The organism is Methylobacterium mesophilicum (genome assembly GCF_036441335.1).
In the GTDB taxonomy this organism is placed as follows: Bacteria; Pseudomonadota; Alphaproteobacteria; order Rhizobiales; family Beijerinckiaceae; genus Methylobacterium; species Methylobacterium mesophilicum_B.
This window is the reverse complement of sequence record NZ_MLBW01000034.1, coordinates 677,137-691,843: the sequence shown is the minus strand read 5'-3', so window position 1 is coordinate 691,843 and position 14,707 is coordinate 677,137. Positions and strand designations below refer to the sequence as shown.

14 protein-coding genes and 3 pseudogenes are annotated in these 14,707 nt (G+C 69.6%); 13 read left to right on the top strand and 4 right to left on the bottom strand.

Annotated elements, in window-relative coordinates; all coding sequences use genetic code 11:
- The first annotated feature begins 7 nt into the window (after positions 1–7).
- On the top strand, positions 8–1,219 hold the full coding sequence (locus MMR14E_RS23955) for a hypothetical protein (RefSeq protein WP_331317735.1): 1,212 nt from the start codon (positions 8–10) through the stop codon (positions 1,217–1,219).
- 54 nt (positions 1,220–1,273) lie between these two features.
- Here the strand turns inward: MMR14E_RS23955 and MMR14E_RS23950 are convergent, their stop codons facing one another.
- Both MMR14E_RS23950 and MMR14E_RS23945 read right to left on the bottom strand, forming a co-directional pair.
- On the bottom strand, positions 1,274–2,071 hold the full coding sequence (locus MMR14E_RS23950) for a glycosyltransferase family 2 protein (protein WP_331317734.1): 798 nt from the start codon (positions 2,069–2,071) through the stop codon (positions 1,274–1,276).
- A 49-nt stretch (positions 2,072–2,120) separates the two neighbouring features.
- Positions 2,121–2,690 carry a hypothetical protein gene (locus MMR14E_RS23945; RefSeq protein WP_331317733.1) on the bottom strand — a complete coding sequence of 190 codons (570 nt, stop codon included), beginning with the start codon at positions 2,688–2,690 and terminating at the stop codon, positions 2,121–2,123.
- A 357-nt stretch (positions 2,691–3,047) separates the two neighbouring features.
- Here MMR14E_RS23945 and MMR14E_RS23940 point away from each other — a divergent pair.
- Positions 3,048–3,653, top strand: a pseudogene (locus tag MMR14E_RS23940) (flagellar protein); the annotation flags it as partial.
- A 126-nt stretch (positions 3,654–3,779) separates the two neighbouring features.
- Here the strand turns inward: MMR14E_RS23940 and MMR14E_RS29370 are convergent.
- Complete coding sequence (locus tag MMR14E_RS29370; RefSeq protein WP_419539442.1) at positions 3,780–4,055, bottom strand: hypothetical protein; 276 nt, start codon at positions 4,053–4,055, stop codon at positions 3,780–3,782.
- Positions 4,056–4,530: 475 nt separating this feature from the next.
- Here MMR14E_RS29370 and MMR14E_RS29365 point away from each other — a divergent pair.
- From MMR14E_RS29365 to MMR14E_RS23925, 3 genes and pseudogenes are all read left to right on the top strand, one after another.
- Positions 4,531–4,962, top strand: a pseudogene (locus MMR14E_RS29365) (flagellin); the annotation flags it as partial.
- A 303-nt stretch (positions 4,963–5,265) separates the two neighbouring features.
- Positions 5,266–5,511, top strand: a complete 246-nt coding sequence (locus tag MMR14E_RS23930) for a hypothetical protein (protein WP_331317732.1) — start codon at positions 5,266–5,268, stop codon at positions 5,509–5,511.
- Positions 5,511–5,651 carry a hypothetical protein gene (locus tag MMR14E_RS23925; protein WP_012319948.1) on the top strand — a complete coding sequence of 47 codons (141 nt, stop codon included), beginning with the start codon at positions 5,511–5,513 and terminating at the stop codon, positions 5,649–5,651. Before MMR14E_RS23930 ends, MMR14E_RS23925 begins: the two co-directional genes overlap by 1 nt.
- Positions 5,652–5,710: 59 nt before the next feature.
- On the opposite strand, the gene MMR14E_RS23920 is transcribed toward MMR14E_RS23925, so the two are convergent.
- Positions 5,711–5,941, bottom strand: coding sequence for a hypothetical protein (locus MMR14E_RS23920; RefSeq protein ID WP_331317730.1), 231 nt, complete (start codon positions 5,939–5,941; stop codon positions 5,711–5,713).
- Positions 5,942–6,514: 573 nt separating this feature from the next.
- On the opposite strand from MMR14E_RS23920, the gene MMR14E_RS23915 reads away from it, so the two are divergent.
- The 8 genes and pseudogenes from MMR14E_RS23915 (at position 6,515) to MMR14E_RS23880 (ending at position 14,578) form a co-directional block, all read left to right on the top strand.
- Complete coding sequence (locus MMR14E_RS23915) at positions 6,515–6,802, top strand: hypothetical protein (RefSeq protein ID WP_331317728.1); 288 nt, start codon at positions 6,515–6,517, stop codon at positions 6,800–6,802.
- A gap of 84 nt (positions 6,803–6,886) precedes the next feature.
- A complete protein-coding gene (locus tag MMR14E_RS23910) occupies positions 6,887–7,783 on the top strand; it encodes a LysR substrate-binding domain-containing protein (protein WP_331317726.1) in 897 nt (298 codons plus the stop codon).
- A gap of 226 nt (positions 7,784–8,009) precedes the next feature.
- Positions 8,010–8,759 (top strand): glucose 1-dehydrogenase, encoded by a 750-nt coding sequence (locus MMR14E_RS23905; RefSeq protein WP_331317725.1) that lies wholly within the window; start codon positions 8,010–8,012, stop codon positions 8,757–8,759.
- Positions 8,760–8,769: 10 nt separating this feature from the next.
- Entirely contained in the window at positions 8,770–9,633 is an 864-nt protein-coding gene (locus MMR14E_RS23900; protein WP_331317724.1) for a transketolase, read from the top strand.
- The gene (locus MMR14E_RS23895; protein WP_331317723.1) at positions 9,630–10,652 is read left to right on the top strand and encodes a transketolase family protein; all 1,023 of its coding nucleotides are present in this window, start codon (positions 9,630–9,632) and stop codon (positions 10,650–10,652) included. Before MMR14E_RS23900 ends, MMR14E_RS23895 begins: the two co-directional genes overlap by 4 nt.
- Positions 10,643–11,402: pseudogene (locus MMR14E_RS23890) on the top strand (NAD(P)-dependent oxidoreductase). The gene MMR14E_RS23895 and the pseudogene MMR14E_RS23890 overlap by 10 nt, the downstream one beginning before the upstream one ends.
- A gap of 130 nt (positions 11,403–11,532) precedes the next feature.
- Positions 11,533–12,549, top strand: coding sequence for a TRAP transporter substrate-binding protein (locus MMR14E_RS23885; protein ID WP_331317721.1), 1,017 nt, complete (start codon positions 11,533–11,535; stop codon positions 12,547–12,549).
- Positions 12,550–12,685: 136 nt separating this feature from the next.
- Positions 12,686–14,578 carry a TRAP transporter large permease subunit gene (locus MMR14E_RS23880; RefSeq protein WP_331317720.1) on the top strand — a complete coding sequence of 631 codons (1,893 nt, stop codon included), beginning with the start codon at positions 12,686–12,688 and terminating at the stop codon, positions 14,576–14,578.
- Positions 14,579–14,707 lie beyond the last annotated feature (129 nt).

Genomic DNA, 14,707 nt, shown 5'->3' with positions numbered 1-14,707 from the left:
GGCTCTGATGCAAGCGCACGTTGCGGGGATCGACAACCCGAACCCGATGATCGGCCCGGCGCGCCTCATCCGGGCGGCCTTCGAGGGCGCCGACATGGCCGCCCTGGCCGCAGAGATCCTCGCGGAGGGCGGCGACAGCGCTCTCGACGCGGGGACGGCGCTCGATATGGCGACGATCCTGCTGCTGAAGCACCGCTTCACGGAAGGCCTCGCACTCCAGAACGAGGTCCTGGACGGGCAGCGCCTCTTCTCGCTGCGCTCGAACCCGGATCCGGCGCGAATCCGCGTCCTCGTCCTGGTCACGGCCGGCGATCTGATGGCCAACACGCCGATCGACTTCCTGCTGAACGACGGTGATTTCGGCCTCACCTACCTCTACCTCCGGCCCGGAGAGCCGCTGCCGCGCGATCTGCCGGCGCACGACGTGATCGTCACGGGCATCGCCTATTCGCGGACCGCCGAGCCGCTCCTGGAAGCCCTCGCGGCGGCGGCGGACCACTGGACGCGGCCGATCGTCAATCACCCGCGCCACGTCCTCAAGACCTCCCGCCACGGGATCGCGGACGCGCTCCGCGGCGCGGGGGGGATCCTGGCGCCCGACGTGGTCCGCGTGAGCCGGTCCGTCCTGATCGCGGCGGTGTCCCGCCAGACGGAGGGCCCGACCTACCCGCTCCTCGTCCGGCCCCTGGACACGCATGCCGGCAACGATCTGCAGAAGATCGATCGGGCGGAAGATCTGCAGCTCTACCTCGCGCACACGGCCGCCGAGGCGTTCTACGTCACGCAGTACTGTGACTACCGCGGTCCCGACGGCCTGTTCCGGAAGCTCCGCGTCGTCCTGATCGACGGCGTGCCGTTCCTGTGCCACATGGCCATCCGCGACCACTGGATGATCCACTACCTCAATGCCGGCATGCTGGAGGATCCGGTGAAGCGGCAGGTGGAGGCCACCGCGATGGCCACGTTCGACACCGACTTCGCCGAGCGCCACCGCGCCGCCTTCGCCGAGATCCACCGCAGGATCGGCCTCGATTACCTGATCATCGACTGCGCCGAGAGCGCGGACGGCCGGCTGCTGATCTTCGAGGCCGATACCGGGATGGTCGTCCACGACATGGATCCGGTGGACCTGTTTCCCTACAAGGCGCCGCAGATGCGCCGGGTCTTCGCGGCGTTCCAGGAGGCCCTGCGCGGGCGGGCTCAGGGGCCTTCCGCCTGAGGCGCCCGCCCCCACACCATCCGCCTGCGGGCGCCGGGTGCTGCACCCGGCCCCTCACCAGGGAATGCGGCCGAAGCGGTCGACCAGCCGCTGGTACTCGGCGTTGCTCTCGGCCTTGGAGGTGCCGCCCTGGCCGACATCCGAGGTCCCGGAGCCCGGATGCACGAGGCGGCACACCAGCGGCAGGACGTAGCCGTGCCGAACGAGCTGCACGTTGGGGCCGCCGTTGCGCAGGACGTTGGCGAGCCACGGGCGGACCTGGACGGCGTCCTGCAGCGTGACGGGCGCGGTCGCCTCGACGAGGTGGGCGCGGCGCAGGCCGGTCTCGGCGAGGCGGCCGAGCCACTCGTTGTCGTAGTGCCACTTCGAGGCCGGGCTGATCGCGCCGACCTGCGCGAAGGTGGTGCGCCGCATCAGCCAGCCCGACGGCGTGGCGAAGTCGTTGATCCGCACAACCTCGCCGGCCTCGTCGGTCTCGAGCTGGGTCGAGGAGACGAAATCGTAGCTCTCGAGCGCCCGGAGCGCGAAGCCCAGATAGGGCGGCAGCCAGTGATCGTCGTCCTCCAGGAAGCCGACGAGGTCCCAGCTGTCGTCGACGGCGCGGATCGCCGCATTCAGTGCGGGGATCTGGCCGCGGTGCTCGCCGCGCGCGAAGGTGACCTGCGGGTGCGCGGCGAGCCGCGCCGGGACCTCGATTCCGGGATCGATCCCGACGAAGAAGTGGATCGTCGCCGGCCGGTCCAGTTCCTGAGCGTTTGCGCTCTCGATCGCGTGTTCCAGGAAGTACTGGCCGTCCTTGCCGGCCAGGGTCGAGGGCTTGAGCCTCGATGGCGTGATGATCGCGATCCTCATTCCCACGCCTCACCGTGTCGGGCGTCGCGCGCCGGGGCGCGGGACGCAGTCAGAGCTTGAAGGACTGCTCGCCGATATGGCCGAGCTCCTTGCTGAGATACGGGTCGCACCAGATGCGGAAGCCGGCGGCGCGGACGCGGTCGCTGAAGTCGAAGTCCTCACCGATGTTCACGCCGGCCTCCTCGTCGACGCGGAAGCGGAAATAGGGCTTCTTCAGCTTGTCGAAGACCGTCGACTTGATCAGCAGGAAGCCGGTCGGGATCCGCGCCATCTCCAGCAGGCCCTTCGGCGCGTCGGCCGGCTGCTCCGGCAGGATGTCGCCGAGGAAGTGGAACGGGGCAGTCCGCCGAGAATAGGTCGCGCCGATGATGTCGACCTGCCGCACGAGGAGCTTGAGGAGGGCCTCCTTCGGGAAGGTCATGTCGCTGTCGATGAACAGGACGTACTCCGCCCCGTACTTCTGGGCGAATTCGAGGCCCAGGTTGCGGGCATCGGCGACGATCGACGATTTCCCGACGACGATCGACATCGGCATCTCGCCGAGCGAGTGCATCATCGATCCGAGGCTGACGGCGAAGTCCGCGTGGACCATGGTCCCGCAGGGGATCGCGATGGCCACGTGGGGAAATTTCGTCGCCGCGGAAGGCGCGGCGTCGCCGACATCACCAGACGCTTGAGCGATCACAGCTGAGCTCCCTGCAAGGTGCGCCCCGTCCTCTCCGTGCCGGCCGCATCGGCTCCCCGCGGACAGGCGTGACAGAATTGGTCTGCGCCGCAAGGTATGGCCGCGGATGGTTAATGGACCTTGAACGCCCCCGTCGATCTATAAATACTTATCGCATTTGGCAGACGGTTCATTAATGCTCTTTGCGAGCGCGGGCGGAGTCCGCGATCGATTTAACCTCTACGAAAGACCTGGGGGACGATTACTGGCGCACCCGAGAAACGGGTGCATCAAATCAGAAAGATCTGACCCATGTCCTCCATCACCCTGTCGGCCGCCACGCGTCAGAACCTGCTCTCGCTGCAGGACACCGCCCAGCTGATGGCGACCACTCAGAACCGGCTCGCGACCGGCAAGACGGTCAATTCCGCCCTCGACAACCCGACCAACTTCTTCACCTCCCAGGCCCTCGACGCCCGCTCCTCGAGCCTGAACACCCTCCTCGACGGCGTGTCCAACGGCATCCAGTCGATCCAGGCCGCCAACCAGGGCATCACCTCGATCCAGAAGCTCGTGGATCAGGCCAAGTCGATCGCCAGCCAGGCGCTCTCGACCCAGCTCTCCACCACCGGCACCGCCGCCAACGCCTACAGCGCCAGCACCGCCTCCCAGACGGTCCTGCTGACCATCAACGGCACCTCGGTCTCCGCCACGGTCGCCGGCTCCTCGAGCATCAGCGCCACCGTCGCGGCCCTGAACTCGGCGGTCAGCTCGGCCTCGACCTCGTCCAGCGGCTCCTTCGGCGCCGGCGCGATCTTCTCGGTCGACAGCACCGGCACCAAGATCGTCCTGAACGCCCAGGCCGACGTCGAATTCCAGAACTCCGGCAGCCAGACGGCGCTGGGCTTCACCGCCTCGGGCACCACCGCCTCGACCTACGGCACCGCCGCCAGCACCGTCGTGTCCAGCGACCTGTCGATCTCGGGNCGATCGCCAGCCAGGCGCTCTCGACCCAGCTCTCACCACCGGCACCGCCGCCAACGCCTACAGCGCCAGCACCGCCTCCCAGACGGTCCTGCTGACCATCAACGGCACCTCGGTCTCCGCCACGGTCGCCGCCTCCTCAAGCATCAGCGCCACCGTCGCGGCCCTGAACTCGGCGGTCAGCTCGGCCTCGACCTCGTCCAGCGGCTCCTTCGGCGCCGGCGCGATCTTCTCGGTCGACAGCACCGGCACCAAGATCGTCCTGAACGCCCAGGCCGACGTCGAATTCCAGAACTCCGGCAGCCAGACGGCGCTGGGCTTCACCGCCTCGGGCACCACCGCCTCGACCTACGGCACCGCCGCCAGCACCGTCGTGTCCAGCGACCTGTCGATCTCGGGCGTGACCCAGCGCGCCTCGCTGGCGARCCAGTACAACAACCTGCTCAACCAGATCACCCAGCTCGCCAGCGACGCCAGCTACAACGGCGTCAACCTCATTGCCGGCAAGGGCAATGACATGAACATCAAGTTCAACGACACCGGCAGCTCGAACCTCAACGTCGCCTCGGTCGACGCGACCGCCAGCGGCCTGGGCCTGTCGTCGATCACCAGCTCGAACAACTCGTCGAGCCAGAACGGCCTCGGCAACTTCCTGCTGAACGCGGACGTCAACAAGACCCTGGCGACCCTGACCAGCGCCGGCAACTCGCTCAACTCCGCGGCGAGCACGCTGGGCTCGAACCTGTCGGTGGTTCAGAACCGCCAGGANGACGCCAGCTACAACGGCGTCAACCTCATTGCCGGCAAGGGCAATGACATGAACATCAAGTTCAACGACACCGGCAGCTCGAACCTCAACGTCGCCTCGGTCGACGCGACCGCCAGCGGCCTGGGCCTGTCGTCGATCACCAGCTCGAACAACTCGTCGAGCCAGAACGGCCTCGGCAACTTCCTGCTGAACGCGGACGTCAACAAGACCCTGGCGACCCTGACCAGCGCCGGCAACTCGCTCAACTCCGCGGCGAGCACGCTGGGCTCGAACCTGTCGGTGGTTCAGAACCGCCAGGATTTCTCCAAGCAGCTGATCAACGTGCTGCAGACCGGCTCGGCCAACCTGACGAATGCCGACCTGAACCAGGAGGCGGCGAACTCGCAGGCGCTGTCGACCCGCCAGTCGATGGGCATCTCGGCCCTGTCGCTGGCCAACTCCGCCCAGCAGGGCGTCCTCCAGCTCCTGCGCTGAGCCACGCCCACGCGGAAACGAAGGGCCGGCCGGGGAAACCCGGCCGGCCTTTCTCTTTGGGCGCGACCGGCTCGGCCGGCGCCCGGGGCCAAGGTCGCGCGGACAATCGCGGAGCTTCGGCGTAGCGCCGCGCAGGATCGACGCGGCAAACCGGTTTTGACCCTCAACGCCGGCTAGCTCGCCGCCGTGAAGCCGGTCGCGGCTATCCAGAGCCGGTTGCGGCCGCGGGGTTGCCAAGCTTAACCATATCGGCCAGCCTGTCGGTAGTTACTGCGTACCGACCCGAGCTGAGCCGGAGTGCCGATGCGAGTGAACCACGAGCGCCGTCTTCTCAACAAGGCAGCAGAGGCACGGGATTACCAGATCTCGATCCGCCAGAAGGCGGACGCCTCCTGGCCAGGCGACCACAGCCGGCTGACAGCGCTCGAGAGCATCGGTCATCTCCAGCGGATCGAGCCGCACGATGGTCCGGACGGGCCGGTTGCGGTCTGGCAGATCACCGCGGCGGGCCTGTCCCAGCTTCAGGCTCTCACGTCGGGAGTCGAGTGATGGCGTCCGTCAAGATCCGCGCGACCGACGACGGGACCTTCGTGGTCTACCGCAACGGCGCCGCCGTCGCCTCGGGATTGACCCGCGAGCAGGCGGAGCGCTGCGCGACAGTCCTGGGTTGGATCGCACAGGGGCGATGACGGCATAGGGAGTGGCTCGGCTCCCGGAGCAGCCGCGCCGAGAAGCGACGGTGCGAACCCTACTCGGCGGCCTTCGCGTGAACCACCTCGCCGCGGGCCTCGCGCCGCGCGCTGTCCAAGACGCGCTCCCGGGCCTGTGGCTCCCGGATCGCGTGCCAGAGACGGAACAGTTCGCGCGTCATGCCCGCATCGGACGTGTCGCCGTCCAGGCCATAGAAGGCCTCGACCGGACAGCCAACGACGGCCGCGATCTCGCGCAGGCGCGCGCCAACTCCAACATCGATGGCCATCGGAGACAGAATTCCCACACGCCACTCGCGAAAGGGCTATCATCGCCCAACCGTGAGCAGCAAGGGATCGTCGTATACCAGACCTGATCGGAACGTATCAGTACGGGCCGTTCGCGGCACATGGCCGGCAGAGCGAACGGCTACCCTCCGTGGGCCGAAGATCACGAAGGCGCGATCAGTGTTCGCATCGTCTGCCGTGACCGGCATGACCGCAGACTTGGCCTTTCGGACCCAAGGTGCGCCGAGCCGGAGCGGATTGCCGGTCGCGACAGCCCGGTGCTGCCGGACCGTCAATCGCGACGCGATCGCGTTGGCGCCCGCGGCATCGATTGGGATCCGGTCCGGCGCGCCCCACCGGTCGGCACGACCCGATAGACCGCCGGCGGGGCGGCAGATCAGCGTCCGAGCTTTTCTCGGTGGCGCGGAACCTCTGAGCGTGAAGCAAACCCGTGGAGGGCGATCGAATCATTATCGTATCAAAGCTTGCTGTTAACGAAACGTAAACCTTTGTGACGCGATTCTCGGACAGTGGATGGGTACAGGGCCCGGCCACGCAGATCGGGCGAGGCTCCGATGATCGTCTTGATAGCCGCAGCCATCGTCAGCGGCCTCGCGACAGCCGCGATACTGGCGCCGGTGAGCGCCCTCGCGGCGCTGATCATCGCTCCCCTGGCGGCCAGCGCGTCGGCCATCCTGGCCTGCATCTTCATCGCTTGGCGCAACACCCGCGACGATGTCGGGTCGCCCGACCTCGACGCGCAGGCCGACGCGATGGTGGCCGTCCTGTGCGAAGTCGCCCAGCAGGGCAAGATCGTCCCGATCGCCGCCCCGGTCCGGGTCCGCGGTCACCGGTCGGCCTGATCCCGGTGCGCCGGGGCCGCCGGGGGCGACGCGCCGGCGCGGCCCCGTTGCCAGCGGCGCCGGTCGCGGCCCATTCTGACCGCGATGAGGCCGCCCGTTCCCCTCTCCGCGATCCGGATCTTCGAGGCTGCCGCGCGGCGGCGCTCGTTCAAGGCCGCTGCGGGTGAACTCAATCTCTCCCCGAGCGCGGTCAGCCACGCCCTGCGCAAGATGGAAGAGACGCTGGGCGTCGTGCTGTTCGAGCGCGCAGGCCAGGGCATCGCGCCGACTCCGGCCGGAGAGGCGCTCTGCGACCATGTCGGGCGCGCCTTCGCGGAGTTGAACCGCGGCTTCGATCTCGTGGCGAATCGCGGGCCGCAGCTGCTCAGGCTGCACTGCGCGCCGAGCTTCGCCGCGCAGTGGCTCGCGCCGCGCCTGGCCAAATTCCTGAACGCCCATCCGGGTTTCGAGGTGCGCCTCGCCGCCGGCATGGACTACGCGCGGTTCATCACCGACGAGTTCGACGCCGACATCGTCTACGGACCGCCCCGCGGCGAAGGCCTGGTGCGGATGCCGCTGGGTCCGGAGACGGTCACGCCACTCTGCGATCCCGCGCGGGCCGCCCGGATCCGCGAGCCCTCCGACCTGCTGGCGCAGACCCTGATCCAGAGCGACAACAAGCAGGTGCGCTGGACGCACTGGTTCGAGCGGAATCAGATCGCCGCTCAGCCGAGCGCGGGCATCCGCTTCGACCGGAGCTTCCTGGCCCTGGCGGCCGCCGCGGACGGACTCGGCGTCGCCCTGGAATCGACCCGCCTCGCCGAGCGCGAGGTCGCGGCCGGGCGCCTCGTCGCGCCGCTGGCGGGGCGCTCGCAGGACATCAGCTACGTCGGCCACCACTTCGTCTGCCCAGCCGACGCGCGCCGGCGCGCACCGCTGCGGGTCTTCGCGCGGTGGCTGTCCGAGGAACTCGGGATCGCGCTGAGCCCCGACCTCGCCTGATACGCTCAAGAGGTGACCGGAATTCACCTGCGGGTGCAAATTCCGCGTTTGTCGCGGGCGCGTCGCGCCGGCACTCTCCCCGCAACAACACAGGCGGGCGAGCAGGACGCCGCCAGTCGCCCGATCCGTGGGCCCGGTTCCCGGACGCGCGGCGGAAGGCCCGGCCCCTCCCGTCGCGCCGACAGGTCCGATCCCGCAATGTTGCGGGTCGCTGGGAGGATTCTCCATGCTGTTGAACGACCGGGTGTGCGTGATCACCGGGGCGGCCTCCGCCCGCGGCATCGGCAAGGCCACCGCGCGCCTCTTCGCGGCCCACGGCGCCCGCGTCGCCGTCCTCGACCTCGACGCCGGCCAGGCCGAGGCCGCCGCCCGCGACATCGGGCCGGGCCATCTCGGCCTCGCCTGCGACGTCACCGACCGGGCGGCCTGCTCGGCGGCGGCGGCCGAGGTCGTCGACCGCTTCGGCCGCATCGACGTGCTGGTCAACAATGCCGGCATCACCCAGCCCCTCAAGATCATGGAGATCGGGCCGGAGAACTACGACGCGGTGACCGACGTGAACCTGCGCGGCACCCTGTACATGAGCCAGGCGGTGATCCCGACGATGCGCGGCCGGGGCACCGGCGCGATCGTGTGCATGTCGTCGGTCTCGGCCCAGCGCGGCGGCGGCATCTTCGGCGGCCCGCATTACAGCGCCGCCAAGGGCGGCGTCCTCGGCCTCGCCAAGGCCATGGCCCGCGAGCTCGGCCCGGACGGCGTCCGGGTGAATTCCGTGACCCCCGGGCTGATCCAGACCGACATCACCGGCGGCAAGCTTACACCCGAGCTGAAGGCCGAGATCGCCAGGGGCATCCCGCTCGGTCGCCTCGGCGTCGCGGACGACGTCGCCAACGCCTGCCTGTTCCTCGCCTCCGACCTGTCCACGTACATCACCGGCGCGGTGATCGACGTGAACGGCGGCATGCTGATCCACTGAGGAGACCGCCGTGGCGATCGATGTCCCGACAGAGCGGCCGCGCGCCGGCTCCAACGTGCCGCTCGGCGAGCGCGCCTACCGCATCCGCCGCCACGCCCTCCGCATGGGCGAGGTCCAGGGCCAGGGCTACATCGCCCAGGCGCTCGGCATCGCGGACGTGCTGGCGGTGAGCTACTTTCATGCTCTCACCTACCGGCCCGAGGATCCGGAATGGGAGGGCCGCGACCGGTTCCTCCTGTCGATCGGCCACTACGCCATCGCCCTCTACGCCGCCCTGATCGAGGCGGAGATCCTTCCCGAGGACGAGTTGACGAGCTACGGCGGCGACGACAGCCGCCTGCCGATGTCCGGCATGGCGGCCTACACGCCCGGGATGGAGATCACGGGCGGCTCGCTGGGCCACGGCCTCGGGATCGCGGTCGGCATGGCGCTGGGGCTGAAGCGGAAGGGCTCCCGGAGCTTCGTCTACAACCTGTTCTCCGACGGCGAGCTGGACGAGGGCTCGACCTGGGAGGCCGCCATGTCGGCCGGGTCGTTCAAGCTCGACAACCTGATCGGCCTCGTCGACGTCAACGGCATGCAGGCGGACGGCGCCTCGCACGGGGTGCTCAACTTCGAGCCGCTGGCACCGAAATTCGAAGCCTTCAACTGGTTCGTGCAGCGCGTCGACGGCAACGACATCGACGCGCTGGTCCGGGCCTTCGACGCCGCGCGCGCCCATCCCGGCCCGCAGCCCCGGATCATCATCTGCGACACCCGCATGGCGAAGGGCGTGCCGTTCCTGGAGGAGCGCGAGCGCAACCACTTCCTGCGGGTCGAGCCGGACGAGTGGCAGCGGGCCCTGGCGATCCTGGACGAGGGGAGAGTGCGGTGAGACGCTCCAAGTACGAGAAGCCCGCCCCCCGGACCGGCGGCGGCGCCAAGACCTCGGCGATGATCGCCTCGCTCGCCGCCCCCGGGCAGCGCACCAGGGCCGCGCCCTTCGGCCACGCCCTGGTCACGCTCGCCGAGGCCCGGCCCGACATCGTCGGCCTCTCGGCGGACCTGTCGAAGTACACGGACCTCCACATCTTCGCGCAGGCCCATCCCGAGCGCTTCTACCAGATGGGGATGGCCGAGCAGCTGCTGATGAGCGCCGCCGCGGGCTTGGCTCGTGAGGGGTTCACGCCCTTCGCGACCACCTACGCGGTCTTCGCGGCGCGGCGCGCCTACGACTTCATCTGCCTCGCGATCGCGGAGGAGAATCTCGACGTCAAGATCGCCTGCGCCCTACCCGGCCTGACCACCGGCTACGGCCCGAGCCACCAGGCGACGGAGGATCTCGCGATTTTCCGCGGGATGCCGAACCTCACGATCATCGACCCCTGCGACGCCCACGAGACCGAGCAGGTCGTCCCCGCGATGGCGGCCCACAAGGGCCCGGTCTACCTGCGGCTCCTGCGCGGGAACGTTCCGCTGGTGCTCGACGAGTACGGATACAGGTTCGAGCTCGGCAGAGCCAAAGCGATCCGCGACGGCCGCGACGTCCTGGTGATCTCCTCGGGCCTGATGACGATGCGGGCCCTGGAGGTCGCCGACACCCTGCGCGACGACCGGGTCGACGTCGCGGTGCTGCACGTGCCGACGATCAAGCCCCTCGACGCGGCGACGATCCTGCACGAGGCCGGGCGCGGCGGGCGGCTCGTGGTCGTGGCCGAGAACCACAGCGTGATCGGCGGGCTCGGCGAGGCGGTGGCCGGGCTGCTGATGCGCAACGGGGTGATGCCCGGACGCGGCTTCCGCCAGATCGGCCTGCCGGACGAGTTCCTCGACGCCGGCGCTCTGCCGACCCTCCACGACCGGTACGGCATCTCAACCGCCGCGATGGCGCGGAGCATCCGATCATGGCTGTGAGCCGCGTTGCCCTCGTCGGCCTCGGCGCCATGGGCCTGCCGATGGCGACCAATCTGATCGCGGCGGGCTTGATGGTCCGCGGCTACGACCTGCGGCCCGAGAGCCGGGCCGCCTTCGCGGCGGCCGGCGGGGCCCCGGCCGACACGCCGGCCGCCGCCGCCNCAGGCCGTGGAGCGGCTGGCCGAACGCGTTGCCGCCGCCGGCCGGCGCTTCGCGGACGCGCCGGTGTCTGGCGGTGTCGTCGGCGCGCAGGCCGGCTCGCTCACGATCATGGCGGCGGCGCCCGCTGAGACGCTCGCCGCGCTGCGTCCGATCCTGGATGCCCTGGGCGACCGGATCTTCCACGTCGGCGAGCGGCCCGGACAGGGCGCCACCGTGAAGGCCGTCAACCAGCTCCTGTGCGGCGTGCATATCGCGGCCGCCGCCGAGGCGCTGGCGCTCGCCGGGCGGGTCGGCGTCGACCTCGACGTGGTCCTGGAGATCCTCTCGGGTTCCTCGGCCGCCAGCTGGATGCTGCGCGACCGTGGCCCGCGGATGCTGGAGGACGCGCCGCGGGTCACGAGCGCCGTCGACATCTTCGTCAAGGATCTCGGCATCGTGCTGGAGGCCGGCCGCGGCGCCGGGGCGGCGCTGCCGCTCGCCGCCCTCGCCCACCAGCTCTTCGTCTCGACCTCCGGCCGCGGCGACGGCACCGCCGACGACAGCCAGGTCATCCGCGCCTACCGCCTTCTCAACGGCGAGGGCGCCTGACGCGACGCGCAGCGCGCGCGACGACGGCGCCGGGTCCGTACCCGCCGCCCCGGACAGCCATGCGGGTCGCGGATCCACCGCCGGTCAACGGCGGGGGTCGCTCGGCCTGAACCATCCAGGGAGAGAAACCATGCGCGACACGCGTCTCAGCCGCCGCAGCCTGCTCGTGGGCGCGGCCGCCCTGCCGACCTTCGGTATCCTCACCCGACGCGGGCAGGCCGCCGAGTTCACCTACAAGCTCGCCACCGGCCAGGACCCGAGCCACCCGGTCAATGTCCGGGCGCAGGAGGCACTCGATCGGATCCGGGAGGCCACGAGCGGCTGCCTGGAGATCAAGCTGTTTCCCGCCAACCAGCTCGGCTCCGACACCGACCTGCTCGCCCAGGTCCGGAACGGCAGCGTCGAGTTCTTCAACCTCGCGACCTCGATCCTCGCCACCTTCGTGCCGGCCGCCAGCCTGCCGAACACCGGCTTCGCCTTCCAGGATTACGACGCGGTCTGGTCGGCCATGGACGGCGGCCTGGGCAGCTATGTCCGGTCGGAGATCGCCAGGACGCCGATCCTGACGGTCTCGAAGGTCTGGGACAACGGCTTCCGGCAGATCACCTCGTCGACCCGCGAGATCCGGACGCCGGAGGACCTGAAAGGCTTCAAGATCCGCGTCCCGCCCGCGCCGATGCTCACCTCCCTGTTCAAGGCGTTCGATGCCGGCGCGGCGCCGATCAATTTCAACGAGCTCTACTCCTCGCTCCAGACCAGGGTGGTCGAAGGCCAGGAGAACCCGCTCGCGATCACGGCCACGACGCGGCTCTACGAGGTGCAGAAGTCCTGCAGCATGACCGGCCATGTCTGGGACGGCTACTGGATCCTCGGCAACAAGCGGGCCTGGCAGCGGCTGCCCGAGGATCTGCGCGCGGTGGTCTCGCGGGAACTCGACCGCTCGGCCGACGCCCAGCGGGCCGACGTCGCCAAGCTCAGCGTGTCGCTCCGGGAGAGCCTGACCGCGAAGGGCATCGCCTTCGTCGAGGTCGACCGTGCGCAGTTCCGCGCGGCGCTGGGACGGACGAGCTTCTACAAGGACTGGAAAACCAAGTACGGCGACGTGGCGTGGTCGCATCTTGAGGACGTGTCGGGCAAACTGACCTGAAGCGCCTTCAGCCGGATCGGGTAACGGTATCGGAGAACGAGGGCGCCCGGGACGCACCACAAGAAACACGCGAAGACGCACGTGGAGCCTTTCCCGTCGCCAGCGGCATCGGGACAGGCTCCGTCGGGAGGGCGCCATGCAGGTTGATATAGCGGCCGTCGAGACGACGGCGGGGATCGAGTTGGCGGGGCCGCCGCTGCGCGCCCGGAACTGGCTGCGCCGGCTGGATATCGGGCTCGGCTTCCTCGTGGAAATCCCCGCGGCCCTGCTCGTCCTGGCCGAGATCGCCGTGCTGCTCGGCGGGGTCGTCAGCCGCTACGTGTTCCGCGAACCCCTCGTCTGGTCGGACGAGCTCGCCTCGATCCTGTTCCTGTGGCTCGCCATGCTGGGCGCCGTGGTCGCCTTCCGGCGCGCCGAGCATATGCGCATGACCGCGTTCGTGGCCATGAGCGGCCCGCGCCTGCGCGCCTTCCTGGAGACGGTCGCCCTGGTGGCCGGCCTGATCTTCGTGGCCCTCCTGCTGGAGCCGGCCTTCGAGTTCGCCAGCGAGGAGACCTTCGTGCAGACTCCGGCGCTGGAGCTGAACAACGCGTGGCGCGCCGCCGCCCTGCCGATCGGCCTCGGCCTCATGCTGATCGTGGCCCTGATCCGCCTCCTGGAAACGGCCGACTGGAAGCTGACCGCGGGCGCGCTGGTCCTGGGCGGCGGCGTCGCCGCCGCGCTCCTGGTGCTCCAGCCGTGGCTCGCCAACCTCGGCAATCTCAACCTGCTGCTGTTCTTCGTCGTCGGCGTCGGCGCGCTGGTCTTCTCCGGCGTGCCGATCGCCTTCGCGTTCGGCCTGTCGACCTTCGCCTACATCACGCTGACAACCGACGCGCCCTCCATGGTCGTGGTCGGTCGCATGGACGAAGGGATGAGCCACCTCATCCTGCTCGCCGTACCGCTCTTCGTGTTCCTCGGTCTCCTGATCGAGATGACCGGCATGGCCCGCGCCATGGTGGGCTTCCTGGCCTCGCTGCTGGGCCACGTCCGCGGCGGCCTGCACTACGTGCTGGTCGGGGCGATGTACCTCGTCTCGGGCATCTCGGGGTCGAAGGCGGCCGACATGGCCGCCGTCGCGCCCGTGCTGTTTCCCGAGATGAAGGCCCGGGGCGCCAAGGAGGGCGATCTCGTGGCCCTGCTCGCCACGACGGGCGCGCAGACCGAGACCATCCCGCCCTCGATCGTGCTGATCACCATCGGCTCGGTCACCGGCGTGTCGATCACCGCCCTGTTCACCGGCGGCCTACTGCCGGGCGTCGTCCTCGCCGCGACGCTGTGCGGGCTGGTCTGGTGGCGCTACCGCCGCGAGGACCTGAGCCACGTCGCCCGCCCGTCCGGCCGCGTCATCGGCCGCGCCTTCCTGGTGGCGATCCCGGCGCTCGCCCTCCCCTTCGTGATCCGCTTCGCGGTGGTCGAAGGCATCGCCACCGCCACCGAGGTCTCGACCATCGGCATCGTCTACGCGGCGCTGGCGGGGCTGCTCATCTACCGCCAGTTCGACTGGCGGCGGCTCTACCCGATGCTGGTGACCACCGCGACCCTGTCCGGCGCGATCCTGCTCATCATCGGCGCGGCGACCGGAATGGCCTGGGCGCTGACGCAGTCGGGCTTCTCGCAGACGCTCGCCGAGGTGATGAAGAGCCTCCCGGGCGGCGCGCTCGGCTTCCTGTTCGTCTCGGCCGTCGCCTTCATCATCCTGGGTTCGGTGCTGGAGGGTATCCCGGCGATCGTGCTGTTCGGGCCGCTCCTGTTCCCGATCGCTCGGGCAGTGGGCGTGCACGAGGTCCACTACGCCATGGTGGTGATCCTCGCGATGGGCATCGGCCTGTTCGCCCCGCCCTTCGGCGTCGGCTACTACGCGGCCTGCGCGATCAGCCGGATCCATCCCGATGCCGGGATGCGCCCGATCGTCGGATACATCGTGGCCCTGCTGATCGGCCTCCTCGCCATCATCCTCGTCCCCTGGTTCTCGATCGGCTTCCTCTGACGGCACCCGCTCGGAGCTGGGACCGCTGGATCGGCGAGGATGGCGGATTCGTGGGGATGACCGGCTTACCCGGGTCTGACACGCCGGAGGGCCTGTTCCGCCACTGCGGCATCACCGCCACGGCGGTGG

Coding starts and splice junctions, on each gene's coding strand:
- MMR14E_RS23955 (WP_331317735.1), top strand. CDS start 8: ATGCAAGCGCACGTTGCGGGGATCGACAACCCGAACCCGATGATCGGC.
- MMR14E_RS23950 (WP_331317734.1), bottom strand. CDS start 2,071: ATGAGGATCGCGATCATCACGCCATCGAGGCTCAAGCCCTCGACCCTG.
- MMR14E_RS23930 (WP_331317732.1), top strand. CDS start 5,266: ATGCGAGTGAACCACGAGCGCCGTCTTCTCAACAAGGCAGCAGAGGCA.
- MMR14E_RS23925 (WP_012319948.1), top strand. CDS start 5,511: ATGGCGTCCGTCAAGATCCGCGCGACCGACGACGGGACCTTCGTGGTC.
- MMR14E_RS23920 (WP_331317730.1), bottom strand. CDS start 5,941: ATGGCCATCGATGTTGGAGTTGGCGCGCGCCTGCGCGAGATCGCGGCC.
- MMR14E_RS23915 (WP_331317728.1), top strand. CDS start 6,515: ATGATCGTCTTGATAGCCGCAGCCATCGTCAGCGGCCTCGCGACAGCC.
- MMR14E_RS23910 (WP_331317726.1), top strand. CDS start 6,887: ATGAGGCCGCCCGTTCCCCTCTCCGCGATCCGGATCTTCGAGGCTGCC.
- MMR14E_RS23905 (WP_331317725.1), top strand. CDS start 8,010: ATGCTGTTGAACGACCGGGTGTGCGTGATCACCGGGGCGGCCTCCGCC.
- MMR14E_RS23885 (WP_331317721.1), top strand. CDS start 11,533: ATGCGCGACACGCGTCTCAGCCGCCGCAGCCTGCTCGTGGGCGCGGCC.
- MMR14E_RS23880 (WP_331317720.1), top strand. CDS start 12,686: ATGCAGGTTGATATAGCGGCCGTCGAGACGACGGCGGGGATCGAGTTG.